This is a genomic window from Caulobacter sp. HMWF025, assembly GCF_003060965.1.
GTDB lineage: Bacteria > Pseudomonadota > Alphaproteobacteria > Caulobacterales > Caulobacteraceae > Caulobacter.
In genome coordinates this window covers 19,485-31,831 of the sequence record NZ_QAII01000023.1, presented here as the reverse complement: position 1 = coordinate 31,831, position 12,347 = coordinate 19,485, and the positions used below count along the sequence as shown (strand labels likewise).

General features: G+C 64.4%; 13 protein-coding genes and 1 tRNA gene. 11 read left to right on the top strand and 3 right to left on the bottom strand.

From position 1 onward, the window contains the following. Positions 1-155: 155 nt before the first annotated feature. The 7 genes from DBR10_RS02870 to DBR10_RS19235 all read left to right on the top strand — a co-directional run bounded on the left by DBR10_RS02870 (position 156) and on the right by DBR10_RS19235 (position 4,104). Entirely contained in the window at positions 156-1,406 is a 1,251-nt protein-coding gene (locus tag DBR10_RS02870) for a tyrosine-type recombinase/integrase (RefSeq protein ID WP_108505766.1), read from the top strand. Then, complete coding sequence (locus tag DBR10_RS19240) at positions 1,331-1,879, top strand: hypothetical protein (RefSeq protein ID WP_146187818.1); 549 nt, start codon at positions 1,331-1,333, stop codon at positions 1,877-1,879. Before DBR10_RS02870 ends, DBR10_RS19240 begins: the two co-directional genes overlap by 76 nt. Positions 1,880-1,996: 117 nt before the next feature. Continuing rightward, positions 1,997-2,179 carry a helix-turn-helix domain-containing protein gene (locus DBR10_RS20425; RefSeq protein ID WP_108505767.1) on the top strand — a complete coding sequence of 61 codons (183 nt, stop codon included), beginning with the start codon at positions 1,997-1,999 and terminating at the stop codon, positions 2,177-2,179. 2 nt (positions 2,180-2,181) lie between these two features. Beyond that, positions 2,182-2,439, top strand: a complete 258-nt coding sequence (locus DBR10_RS02860) for a hypothetical protein (RefSeq protein ID WP_108505768.1) — start codon at positions 2,182-2,184, stop codon at positions 2,437-2,439. Then, positions 2,436-2,756, top strand: coding sequence for a hypothetical protein (locus DBR10_RS02855; protein ID WP_108505769.1), 321 nt, complete (start codon positions 2,436-2,438; stop codon positions 2,754-2,756). Before DBR10_RS02860 ends, DBR10_RS02855 begins: the two co-directional genes overlap by 4 nt. 188 nt (positions 2,757-2,944) lie before the next feature. Continuing rightward, a complete protein-coding gene (locus DBR10_RS18845; protein ID WP_146184185.1) occupies positions 2,945-3,586 on the top strand; it encodes a hypothetical protein in 642 nt (213 codons plus the stop codon). 14 nt (positions 3,587-3,600) lie between these two features. Then, positions 3,601-4,104 carry a hypothetical protein gene (locus DBR10_RS19235; RefSeq protein WP_199223592.1) on the top strand — a complete coding sequence of 168 codons (504 nt, stop codon included), beginning with the start codon at positions 3,601-3,603 and terminating at the stop codon, positions 4,102-4,104. A 1,264-nt stretch (positions 4,105-5,368) separates the two neighbouring features. On the opposite strand, the gene DBR10_RS02835 is transcribed toward DBR10_RS19235, so the two are convergent. Continuing rightward, positions 5,369-5,459, bottom strand: a tRNA-Ser gene (locus DBR10_RS02835). A 139-nt stretch (positions 5,460-5,598) separates the two neighbouring features. Here DBR10_RS02835 and hfsE point away from each other — a divergent pair. The 4 genes from hfsE to hfsH are packed head-to-tail and all read left to right on the top strand — an operon-like array spanning position 5,599 to position 10,290. Further along, a complete protein-coding gene (gene hfsE / locus DBR10_RS02830) occupies positions 5,599-7,134 on the top strand; it encodes a polysaccharide biosynthesis protein HfsE (RefSeq protein ID WP_108505771.1) in 1,536 nt (511 codons plus the stop codon). 8 nt (positions 7,135-7,142) lie between these two features. Continuing rightward, positions 7,143-8,588: a polysaccharide biosynthesis protein HfsF gene (gene hfsF / locus DBR10_RS02825; RefSeq protein WP_108505772.1), complete on the top strand. Its 1,446-nt coding sequence runs from the start codon at positions 7,143-7,145 to the stop codon at positions 8,586-8,588. Continuing rightward, a complete protein-coding gene (hfsG, locus tag DBR10_RS02820) occupies positions 8,585-9,517 on the top strand; it encodes a polysaccharide biosynthesis protein HfsG (RefSeq protein ID WP_108505773.1) in 933 nt (310 codons plus the stop codon). The genes hfsF and hfsG overlap by 4 nt, the downstream gene beginning before the upstream one ends. Continuing rightward, positions 9,517-10,290, top strand: a complete 774-nt coding sequence (hfsH, locus tag DBR10_RS02815; RefSeq protein WP_108505774.1) for an oligosaccharide deacetylase HfsH — start codon at positions 9,517-9,519, stop codon at positions 10,288-10,290. Before hfsG ends, hfsH begins: the two co-directional genes overlap by 1 nt. Before the next feature lie 110 nt (positions 10,291-10,400). On the opposite strand, the gene DBR10_RS02810 is transcribed toward hfsH, so the two are convergent. Together DBR10_RS02810 and DBR10_RS02805 are read right to left on the bottom strand one after the other, a co-directional pair. Beyond that, complete coding sequence (locus DBR10_RS02810; RefSeq protein WP_108505775.1) at positions 10,401-11,639, bottom strand: O-antigen ligase family protein; 1,239 nt, start codon at positions 11,637-11,639, stop codon at positions 10,401-10,403. Further along, positions 11,639-12,340 carry a sugar kinase gene (locus DBR10_RS02805; protein ID WP_108490671.1) on the bottom strand — a complete coding sequence of 234 codons (702 nt, stop codon included), beginning with the start codon at positions 12,338-12,340 and terminating at the stop codon, positions 11,639-11,641. The genes DBR10_RS02810 and DBR10_RS02805 overlap by 1 nt, the downstream gene beginning before the upstream one ends. Positions 12,341-12,347 lie beyond the last annotated feature (7 nt).

Genomic DNA, 12,347 nt, shown 5'->3' with positions numbered 1-12,347 from the left:
CGTTCATCCTGAGGCGCTCCCGAATGTCCAATTTCCTCATATAAAATAGAGTTTTTTAGACCAGCGACAACTTCGAGCGTCCACCACTGTCCCATTGCGTTCCCATAAAACCGGCCTATCTTCGGGGAACTGTTTTGGGAACGGGGGAGCGAGCCATGCCTCGGAAGGTCACGAACGCCCTCACGGCGCAAACGGTGAAGACAGCAGCACCCGGCCGCCACGCGGACGGCGGCGGCCTGCATCTTCTGGTCAAGACGACCGGGGCGCGGTCCTGGGTCTATCGCTTCATGTTGAACGGCAAGTCGCGCGACGTCGGACTTGGCCCGGCCGCTGGCAAGGACGCCCTTACGCTGGCCAAGGCTCGCGACGCGGCAGCCGCCTTGCGGCTGAAGGTGAAGTCCGGTGTGGACCCCTTGGAAGAACGCGCCTCAGAGGCGGCGGAAGCCCTCGCGGCCGCTCAGGCGGCCAAGGTGGCCAGCCACACCTTCAAGGCCGCCGCTGAGGCCTATATCGCGACGAATGAGGGAAGCTGGCGCAACGCCAAGCATCGCCAGCAATGGGCCAACACCCTGACCAGCTATGTCTATCCCGCAATTGGCGACCTGCCGGTGGGCGACGTGGCCACGGCTCATGTCCTGTCGATCCTTGAGCCCATCTGGAAAGAGAAGCCCGAGACCGCCAGCCGTTTGCGCGGGCGTATTGAAACCATATTGGATTCAGCCAAGGCGCGCGGCTATCGGCAGGGTGAGAACCCGGCGCGCTGGCGCGGCCATATCGCCCAAATCCTCCCGCCGCGCACTCGCCTGTCGCGGGGCCACCACCGCGCCATGCCTTACGAGGCCATTCCCGACTTCGTGGGCCGCCTGAAAGCCCGCAAGGCTATGGCGGCGCTGGCGCTTGAGTTCACGATCCTTACGGCGGCGCGAACCGGCGAGGTTATCGGCGCGACTTGGGATGAGGTCGATCTGGCCAAGGCTATCTGGACGATCCCAGCTGCGCGTATGAAAGCCGGAAAGGAGCATCGCGTTCCCCTCTCAGAGCGCGCCCTGGCCATTCTCGACGCGGCAAAGATCGAAGGCTCTGAAAGCCTCTTTACTGGGGACAGCGGCGGCAAGTTGTCGGGCATGGCTATGACCATGCTGCTGCGTCGCATGGAGGCCGATTGTACCGCGCATGGCTTTCGCTCGGGGTTTCGCGATTGGGCGGCAGAGCGCACCGCCTATGCCCATGAGGTCTGCGAAATGGCGCTCGCGCACACCATCGCGAACAAGGTTGAGGCCGCCTACCGGCGCGGCGACCTGTTCGAAAAGCGGCAAAGACTCATAGCTGATTGGGCATCTTTCTGCTGCGCCGCGCCAAGAGAAAGCGCCAGCATCTTGCCGATCCGAAGCTTGAAAGGGTCCTGACAATGCCGAGCGGTGGGCGAAGGGCAAATGCGGGCCGTCGCCCAATCCTTTCGGAGTGGCAACGGCTCTGCATTGGCGTGGACTGCGAACACTTATGGGGCGAAGCCGGAAAAGACAAAATCAAATCAATGCAACGAGCATTTGAAGCCGCCGGTGAATTAACGACAGAGCAAAGCGAATTTAAAAGGAATTATGTTGCTCAACGAGGAAATATATCGCCCACCGATTACGACGCCTATCAGCAAGCTATAAGTGACTCGATATGGATAGGGGCCGGAAGGAGCGCATTAGAACTGGATCAATTGCCACGATCCCCAAGAATGCTTCGCTTTGTTACCAGCCGTCCCTACGGCCAGCGAGCCGAGATCATTGAGCGAGTGAGACGGGAATGGAGCGAGGCGATCGGCAGGCGACTCAGTGCCTCAATCGTCAAAAAGTGCTGGGAATATCATCGGGCACAGTTAAATCAGTGAAGCCCTGTTTTTATTGATCATTTTTGATTTATGGGCAGATTGAGCAAGGCCAAATCCACGCCGATCTAGACGTAGCCGGACCTTCACGAACAGTCGTGGACGGGTCTGGAGAAAACAATGAAGATCTACGTCACCATCCGCGAAGCAACGCAGCTTTACAGTATATCTCGCACAGGATTGTATAACGCGCTCAATAAGGGAGTTATTGCAGGCCGAAAAGTGGGCCGCCGAACTCTAATCAGCTCCACCTCTCTGGACCACTACATTTCAAGCTCACCCCAATTCAAAGGGGGGATTTGAAAATGAGCTACGATCTACAAAAGCAGAACACGCACCGGTTCACCGGACCAAATGCGGTCGCCGCTCCCGCCACCTTCCCAAGCCATCGCCTCGCCGCCCTGTCGCTGCTCAGCGGTGATCACGCCCTCGACCGCAAAGAAGCCGGGTTCCTGGGCCACGTCTGCATCGCCAACGCCCTAAGCCCGCGCCAATGGGCATGGTTGCAAAAACTCTTGGCCCGGTGCGGCCTTCCCAGTCTGATCGAGGGAGGCGCGCAATGAACGCCTACCCCAACGCGCCGGGCCACCGCCGGGTCGATACGTCGGTCGCCGCAGCCAATGACTTGGCCCCTAAGCTTGGTCGCCTGCAACGCCTCACTGCGGCGGCTATTCGAGACGCGGGGGCTGCGGGCCTCACGGCAGACGAACTCGCAAGCCAGCTCGAACTCTCGCGGTATTCGATCCAGCCGCGAACCTCCGAATTGAAGCTCAAGGGCCTGATCCGAGACAGCGGCGCACGCCGTCCTAACGAGACCGGAAAGCAAGCCATTGTGTGGGTTGCGGCCGATACGGACGGCGAAACGGAGGTCAAGAAATGACAAGGTCTGCCGCGAGAAACCCGATCCGTCGGGCAAGGCGTGGCGGAGCTTTGAAACTTCACCGGGGCGGTGGTTTCGGTGAGGTTTCAAAGTTGCAGCCGGGGGCGAAAAGCCTTGCCCCTCAAGCCCTTCCCTCTGGCCTACACACCGCAATCGTTCTCCCTATTACTATAGGTGTCGGACCCAATTTGGCTCGCAAGGTCGGTCGGGGCGGTGCCCGCAACCGCGCCGACCGGCAGAGCCAAGCCCTGACCACCGCCCAAGTGGCCAACCTCTTGGATGCGATAGGCCACGCCAAGGTCCTTGGCCTGCCCCTCAACCGCATGGTCACGGTTCATTGGAAGGCGGCAGGCGTTCCCCTGCATGGCATGGCCAATGCCACCGGGCGCTTTACCGATCTGCTCTCGAAATGCATCGCCCGGCATGGCCACCGAACGGCCTGGGTCTGGGTTCATGAGAACGGCGACTTCAAGGGCTGGCATTGCCATTTGCTGGCCCATGTTCCGCCTCTAGCCGTTCCGAAGGCCACCAAACTTCAAAAACGCTGGCTGCGATCCATTACCGGCCGTCCCTATAGCGCAACGGTGATCCATAGCAGGCCCATAGGAGGCCGCCTGGGGGTGGAGGCGTCACTCCCGGCGGTTCATGCCTTCAACCTCGAAGTGGTCGCCTCATACGTCCTCAAGGGCGCTCACCCCTCCGCCTTGGAGTTGTTCGCATTGAAGCGAAGCGCTCCCGGCGGCCTCATCATCGGCAAGCGTTGCTCGACGTCAGCCAACATTGGCGCGGCGGCTCGAAAATCATGGACCCTCGAATGCCAAGGAAGTTAGCGACAAAACCGCCAGTGGCCGCGAAGGGCACAACGCTCGTCGTAGAACGCACACCGGATGAAACCGACGACTTCGCCCTGGCCCGTGTCCTGCTGACCCCGCAAGCGCGCCACGCCTTCACCTCGTCAGCCTATGCAGCGGGCTTCTTGGGTAACGAGTCGCTAAGGCCTGAGCTCGCTGACTTCGCGAGGGCCATGAAGGCTGAAGGTGACAAGGCCGCCGCTGGCGATCTGGAATTAGCCAGTCGGCTGCTCGCGTCTCAGGCCATGACCCTGGACGGCATGTTCACCGAACTGGCGAGGCGCGCGGCAATCAATATGGGCGCTCATCTTGGGGCGAGTGAGAAATACGCCCGCCTTGCGCTCAAAGCCCAATCGAACTGCCGGGCGACACTGGAAGCCTTGGCGCGCCTGCATCAACCGCGCGAACAAACCGTGCGGCACGTCCATGTCAACGAAGGCGGCCAAGCCGTCATCGCTGACGAGTTTCACCATCATTCCGGGGGGCGCGTGAAATGACGTTTGAGCCAAACAATCCCATGCGCCAGCCAGAACTCGACGCAATGGCTAGCGCCGCGCGTTGCACCGCTCGCAACCGGCGCGGCCTGCCTTGCGGCGGACCAGCCGTCAGAGGCCGCCGAACCTGCCGGATGCACGGCGGGACCAATCCCGGCGCTCCTAAAGGGAACCGCAATGCGTGGAAGCATGGCGCTCGGTCAGCGGAGTTTCAGGCGGTGGTTAAGGCGATGCGCCCAGGATCAATCTAGAGCTTTGGAGCCGAATGCCCTTCAATTAGCTCTCTGTCCGTGCTGACTTGCTCGGATACCGATTTTGAAAGGCGCGCACCAATGGCAATCCGGAGACTAGGAGCGCTCGCGCTAGCAATAGCTATGCTACCAGTCACAACTGCCTACGCTGGAATAGTAGCGCAGTGTGGACCCTCGGTCGGAAAATCGTTCTATTTGTCAGAGACCGATGGTGGGTGGTCTGACGATAGAATTTCAAAAGGACAGTTTCTTTTCGACTTAGACAGCGAAGGGCAGTGGGACATCATTACGAAGGACGCACTTGGGAAAAATATCAGTGCCGTTGCTGATGGCGCAGTCGTATTCAAAGTAGATGGGTCGGCTCCCTTTAAGACCTTTTTGCTCGTTGCTGTTTATCCAGGGTCCGGCGTTGCCGAGACGTATTCGGTGACCACGGAGCCAAGCGGAACTAGCGTCCTCCTCTGGACGACGAACAAGCAGACGGAAGGGCCTGCGGGAAAGAAGGTGGCAGCATTCATATCAGCTTGTGACTAGCGGATGTTTTTTGGTGCCCTGCTCGTTCTTAGTGAGCTTCCTAGAAAGGGAAAACTCGTTGATCGCTAGAGCCTTCACAGCCACCGCAGCCATTTTAATTCTCTGCGGATGCTCCGGAGAAAGCCCCGGTCAAGGATTTACTCTTTATAGAAACTCTCCGATCTCACCAGGTATGCGATTGGAGTGGGCAACATTCCGCGCAAAGGCAGAAAGCCAAAGCTATAGCGAAGCTAATTGCTGGATGGCGGCGCGCCTGCTGAACGCCAATTTGAGTGCGTCAGCGGCAGCCGAAGGTAAGACCCGTAACAACCGGCTCGGATTTTGGTGCGAAGCGGGCGAGTACAAAGCTACCGGACCGATTCCCACCGCATTCCCGGAAGACTTCCCCACTGACGCCTAGGCCTCAGCGCAGCAGTTTTCGGGGAGCGCTTATGGGAACGCGGTCCCAAAGCCTGAAAAAATACAGCAAAATCAAAGAAGGTTGGCGGAGACGGAGGGATTCGAACCCTCGATACCCTTTTGGGGTATGCCGCTTTAGCAAAGCGGTGCCTTCAGCCTCTCGGCCACGTCTCCTCCTGAGAGGGAGCGGCTGGATAGCCTGTTCGCAGCGACATGACAATCACGCGTTGGCCTGCGCCGGCGTATTTTCCCCTGTTAACGGGAAGCTCAGAGGACCGCGCTAGGTTGAACGCCGTTTTACCGGTTCGGATCGATGCCGCTCGCCACCATCTTTGATGAGGATGCCCCGAAGGTGGAAAGCCCGGCGGGCTCGCCAGAGCTTAAGGCGACTCCGCCTGCGCCGCGTGCCAGGGCCGGCCGGCGCTCGCCGTCGAGCGCCCGGCGCGGGCCGTTTCGACCCGGCCAGCTGGTTCCGGCCCGCGCCCGGATCGAGGCCAGGATCCTGGCCCGGGCCTTCCGGGGTCTCGACGCCGTGACCATCGCCGTGGCGGCCATCCTCCTGTTCGCCGATCAGCCGGACCGCATGGGCGGTCTCGCCAGCCTGGTCGGCTGCGGAGTCCTGTTCCTCGCCCTGCGAGGCCTGGACGCCTATGCCTTTGCCCATCGCGAGCGCCTGCCCCGTCACCTGTTTCGGGTGGTCGCTGCCGCAGGAGCCGCCGCGGCGGCCGGTCTTGGCCTCACCCTGCTGACCGGCGCACCGGCGGACGGCCTGTGGGGTCTTCTCGCCCTGACACCCTGCCTGATGGCCCTGCATGTCGCGTGGTGGGGCCTTGTTGTTCACGGACGTCGCCAGGGTCGGCTGACCCCCAACATCGTTGTCGTCGGAGCCACCGGTAACGCCCGGCGCCTGATCGAGGCGGCGATGCGCACGGGCGAGGTCAATGTCCTGGGGATCTTCGACGACCGGCTGGACCGGGCTCCCGATGACATTCATGGCGTGCCGGTCCTGGGCGACACCAGGGCTCTCGTCGATCACCGGGTCATGCCCTATGTCGACCGCGTCGTGATCGCCGTCACCTCCACGGCCGAGGGCCGGGTAAGGCAACTGGTCGAGCGGCTGAATGTGCTGCCCAATCCCATCAGCCTCTATATCGATCTCGGCCGGGATGCCGACAGCGAGGCGGCCGTGTCGCGCATCGCCGACGCCGCCCTGGCCGATCTGAGCGGTGCCCCGGCCAACAGCCGCAAGGCGATTCTGAAGCGCGCCCAGGACCTGGTCGTCGCGTCTGTCGGCCTTGCCGTCGCCGCGCCCTTCATGGCCCTTATCGCCCTCGCGGTCCGGCTCGACAGTCCCGGTCCGATCTTTTTCCGCCAGCGACGCCACGGGTTCAACAACGAAGAAATCCTGGTCTGGAAGTTCCGCTCGATGCGGCATGAAATGGCGGACGCCACCGCCGCCCAGCAGGTTCAGGCCAATGATGCACGGGTCACCCGGGTGGGGAACTTCATCCGCCTGACCAGCCTCGATGAACTTCCGCAGCTGTTCAATGTGCTGCGCGGCGAGATGTCGATCGTCGGTCCACGCCCCCATGCCGTCGGCATGAAGACCGGCGACATCGAGTCGGCCAAGCTGGTCGGCCAGTATGCCCACCGGCACCGGATGAAGCCCGGCCTGACCGGCTGGGCGGCCATCAAGGGCTCGAGGGGGCCGGTGGACACGCCCGAACTCGTTCGCGAACGCATCGCCCTGGATGTCGAGTACATCGAACGGCACTCGTTCTGGCTCGATCTCTACATCATCGTCATGACCATCCCCTGCCTGCTCGGCGACCGCTCGGTGGTCCGGTGAAGCCGACGATGTTCTGGCGGGGGATCCTCGGCTATCTGCCGGTCAATATCGCCCAGGGCGTGATCGGTCTGCTGACCATTGTCCTGTTCACCCGCGTGCTCAGCCCCGAAGCCTACGGCACCTATGCCCTGGCCTTCTCCGTCCTGAGCCTGACCCAGACCATGCTCCTGACCTGGACCGAAGCGGCGATGGCCCGTTTCCTGGCGGCGCGCGAGGCCGACGGCCGGCTGGCCGACCATTTCGCGACCCTCTACCGACTCTGGGGTGGAGCCGCCCTGCTCACCCCGATCGTCGCCGGCCTGACCCTGCGGTTTGCGCCCCTTGATGCGCCGATGAAGGTGGCCCTGGCCGCGGCCTTTGCCACCGTGCTCATCAAGAGCCTGACCAAGCTTTCGCAGGAGCGGCGGCGCGCCGCCGGCGAGGTCTCGGGCGCGGCGCTGCTCGACATCGTCCAGACCGTCGGGGGCTTTGCCCTCGGGCTTGGCCTGGCCCTGCTGGGGCTCGGCGGCGCAGCCCCCCTGATGGGCATGGGCGCGATTTCGCTGATCTGCCTGGTCTTCATCCTGCCGGCGGAGCTGGGGCGTATGGCGGGCGGCCGCTTCGACCGGGCCATGGCCCGCGACTATGCCGCCTATGGCCTGCCCGTCTCGCTGTCCCTGATCCTGGCCCTGGTTCTGTCGACCACCGACCGGTTCCTGCTGGCGGCGTTCCTCGACGAGGCCACGGTCGGCGTCTATCACGCCGGCTATTCGCTCGGCAGCCGGACCCTGGATGTGGTGTTCATCTGGCTGGGTATGGCCGGGGGGCCGGCCCTGATCGCCGCGCTCGAGCGGGGTGGGCCCGACGCTCTCCGAACCGCTGCCCGCGAGCAGGCGTCGTTCATGATCCTGCTGACCCTGCCGGCGGCGACAGGCCTGGCCCTGGTCGCGACGCCGCTGGTCGAACTGATGATCGGTGAAGCCCTGCGGACCGGAGCCGCCCATGTGACGCCGTGGATCGCCGCCAGCGGCTGGTTGTCCGGCGTGACGACCTACTACCTGCTGCAGGCCTTCACCCTCGGGCGGCGCACGCCGATGCTGATCGCCAGCATGGGCGTGCCCGCTGTCGTCAATCTGGTCCTGAATCTGCTGCTTATCCCACGCTTTGGTCTCGACGGGGCCCTGTGGGCCACCACCGCCAGCTATGCCGCCGGAGCCATGGCGGCCGTGGTCCTGGGGCGCAGGGCTCAGCCCCTGCCGATTCCCGGCATGACGCTGGTGAAGGCGGCCGGAGCCTGCCTGGCCATGGCTGCCGCCGTGCTATGCCTGCCGTCACCGGGCGGGCTGGTCGAGCTGGTCCTGAAGGCGGTCGTCGGGGCCCTGGTCTACGGGACCATCGTCCTGGCCCTGGATGTCGACGGGCTGCGCGGACAGCTCGCAACCTTTGTGGCCCGCCGGAGGGCTCGCCCCGCATGACCTCACCCGCGACCGAAACCCTGATCGACAATGCCGGATGGGCCGGGGCCCGCCCTCGCCTGTCGGTGCTGATCCCGACCTATCGCGACGACCCCAGCGCCCTGCTTCGCGCGCTGGATGATCCCTCTGTGGCGGCCGAGATCATTGTTCTGGACGACGGCAGCGGCGATCCGGCCCTCATCGACCGGATGAGCCGTCAGATCGAGCGTATGCGGGTCCCGGCGCGGCTGATCTGCCTGTCCCCCAACGAAGGTCGGGCCCGGGGCCGCAACCGCCTCGCCGCCCATGCGCGGGCCGGCCATTTCCTGTTCCTGGACAGCGACATGCTGCCCGACCCGGCAGACTTTCTGGCGCGCTGGTGTGCCCTGGCCGAGGGTGAGAACGTGCCGATGGCGTTCGGCGGCTTCACCCTGGACCAGACCCCGCCGCGCCCTGAACACGCGCTGCACCGGGCCATGGCCCTGCAGAGCGACTGCACCCCGGCCCCGGACCGGGCCCGGGAACCGGAGAAGCACGTCTTCACCTCCAACCTCCTGGTCCGCCGTGACGTCTTCGAGACGGTTGGCTTCGACGAGGGGTTCACCGGCTGGGGCTGGGAAGACGTCGAATGGGCCATGCGGGTCGGTCGGCAGTTCCCGATCCGACATGTCGACAATTCGGCCAGCCATCTCGGCCTCGATACCGCTCCGGCCATGGCGGCCAAGTACGAGCAGTCGGCGGCCAATTTCGCCCGGGTCGTAGCCGCCCATGGCGACATTGTCCGCACCTATCCCAGCTACAGGGTCGCCAGACTGCTGAAGCCGCTGCCGCTTCGCGGGCTTTGGCGCCCCTGGCTGAAGGCCTTCGCCCTGCAGGAGCACGCACCACTCCGGCTGCGCGGCCTGGCCCTCCGACTTTACCGCGCCGCTCTCTATGCCGAGGCCGTCTGATGCAGGTTTCCCACGAGAAGGTTGACGCCTATGAGCCCGACCGCAGCCTGAAGGGCAAACTGCGTCGCCGGCTGATCCGGCTCGCCCACCGCCGTCCGGCCCGGGTCCGGCTGGAGCGTCCGATGGTGTCGTTCAGCTTCGATGATGCCCCGGCGACCGCCTGCGAGGCCGGTGCCCGGGTGCTTGAAACCCGGGGCCTGCGGGGCACCTACTATTTCGCAGCCGGCCTGACCGGCCGGGACGGCCCGATGGGCCGGTTTGCGACGGGCGAGGATGCAGCCCGGCTGCACGCCGCCGGCCACGAGATCGGCTGCCATACCTTCTCGCATCTGGACTGTGGTCAGGCCTCCCGCGCTGCAACCCTTGCGGACATAGAACAGAACGCCCGGGCCCTGTCGGACTGGGGTACCGGCACACCGGTCAGTTTCGCCTACCCCTACGGAGATGTCGGGGCTCCGGCCAAGACCCTGCTGGCCGGCCGGTTCAAGACCGTCCGGGCCCTGCATCATGGGCTGATCGCCGATGGTGCCGATCTCAACCAGGCCCCGGCCGTCGGGATCGAGGGCGAGGACGGCGAGGCGGTCGCCCTGAAGTGGCTCGACCGGGCCCACGCCCGCAAGGCCTGGCTCATTCTCTACACGCACGATGTCTCTGACACCCCGTCGCAATGGGGCTGTTCAACGGCGGCGCTGGAGCGGCTGGTGGACGGTGCCCTGAATGCGGGCTTCGACGTCGTGACAGTGGCTGAAGGCGCGCGCCGCATCGGGCTCTAGAGCATTTTCCGATAAGTGTGAAACGGTTATCGGATCGAAAAATGCTCTAAACTTTTGATATAGAGCCCTTTTCGCCCGACCATGATGAAGCCATCAGGTCGGAAAGGGCTCTAGCGCATCAGTTCCCGGTCGGGAAAAGCCAGCTTGGCGGCAAAGGCCACGAACAGCACCCAGCGGAAGTCGTTATAGCCAACGGCAATGCTCTCGGTCAGCGAGACCAGGGTGAAGACGACCAGAAACGGAAAGACCAGAAGCGCGCCGCGATCGCGGAACACGGCGATGATCGCGAGAGTCATGGTCTGGATGTAGAACAGGCCCCAGGCCGCAAGGCCGAGCAGGCCCATGCCCAGCCACTGCTCGAGCCAGGAATTGTGCGCGTGCTGGGCCTGAAAGCCCGCTTCCTTGCTGATCCAGGCGAAGGGGCCCCAGCCGCTCTTGTCATCCCAGACGGCGGCATAGCCAAAGCCCAGCCACGGGCGCTCCTCGATCTGGTGCAGGGCGGCGCTCCAGATCTTGGTCCGGCCGGTCAGGGTGGCGTCCTTGCCCAGGATCGCGAAAAAGACGTCGGACGCCACCAGCAGAAAGCCGGCCAGCAGGATGACGCCCGTCACGCTGGTCCAGGTCACGGCGGCCCCGGCCGCCGGGCTGCGGCGCGCCACCAGCACGAAGCCCAGGGCCCCGACGCCCAGCATCAGGGACACCAGCGAGGTCTTGGAGGTCGACATCAGGACCAGCACGACCGCCAGACCGGCAAAGCCCCACCACAGCTTCGCCCGCTGCGGGTTCAGCAGGGCGGTCCCGGCCAGAATGCAGAACCCGAAAGACATGACGCCGCCGAGCGCGTTCTTTTCCATCCACAGACCGCGCCAGGCCCCGGGAAAGAGCTCGGTCATCACGCCGATCGACGGCACGGCCAGACAGACGGCGAAACAGGCCAGGATCAGGATCGCGAAGGTCACAGCCACCACCTCGGCCATCTGCGCCCAGCTGAATCGCGAGGCCAGGACGAGGCCCCCGAGGGTCGTGCAGATCACCGCAAATGATCGTCGCGTCGTCACATCCGGAGCGATGGACCACAGGACCGACCCGGCCACGACCATCATCAGAAAGATCAGAAAGGGCTGCCGCAGCGTGGCCCGGACCAGATTGCGCGGATCCAGGGCGATCAGGGCAAAGCCGGCGGCATAGGCCGGCAGATAGGCCACCCGCATGAGGCCCGAAGCCGAGACGTCGACCTTGTCGCCGAAGACCGGCATCTCCCAGCCCCGGCTATAGACCAGCAGCAGGAACACGGCGGCCGCAAAGGTCGCAAACTGCGGCAGGAGGACCAGCGCCCTCCCCGGACGCATCACGGCAGGATCGCTTTCAGGAAGGCCGGCGGCTGCACCGAGGCCTGGTTGAAAAACACACCGGCGCACCGCCCCCCCGCGGACGCTATGGCATCGCGAAGCTGGGCGGGCGGCTTGACGTCAGGCTGCTGGGCCGAGACCACCAGGATGGTCTGGTCCATGTGCTGGGCGATGGCCAGGCCCGCCTGCGAGCGGTCGGCCGAAGGACTGTCGATAATGACCACCTCGGCGTGACGCCGCAGCGCGGTCCAGTACTCGGCCCCGGGGATCACGTGGACCTTCTGCGGCCCCCTGAGGGCTTCGCGGTTGAAGCGTGTCACCCACAGGCGGGTGCCGCCGACGCCATGCGCCGACAGATAGCGCGCATCGGGCCAGACCCCACCGTCAGGACGGGGGGCCGGCGGCTGGACCGTGAAAAACACTGAACCGTCGGGCGATGCGGCCACCGCAGGACCCAGGGCCCCATAGCGCTCGGCTTCCATCGCCAGAGCCTGGTACTGGGCCGCCGTGCCCAGATCCATGTCCACCAGCCAGGTCTTGCGACCGGCACGTCGGGCCGCGAAAAGCGCCAGCTCGCGGGCTACCGTTGAAGTGCCCTCACCCCGGCGGGCGGAAATGACCTGGAGAACGCAGGAGCGCCCGGGCGCGGGCGCGCCCAGGGATCCCCACAACTCCGCCATTTCGGCGTTCAAATCCACCATGCTTCGA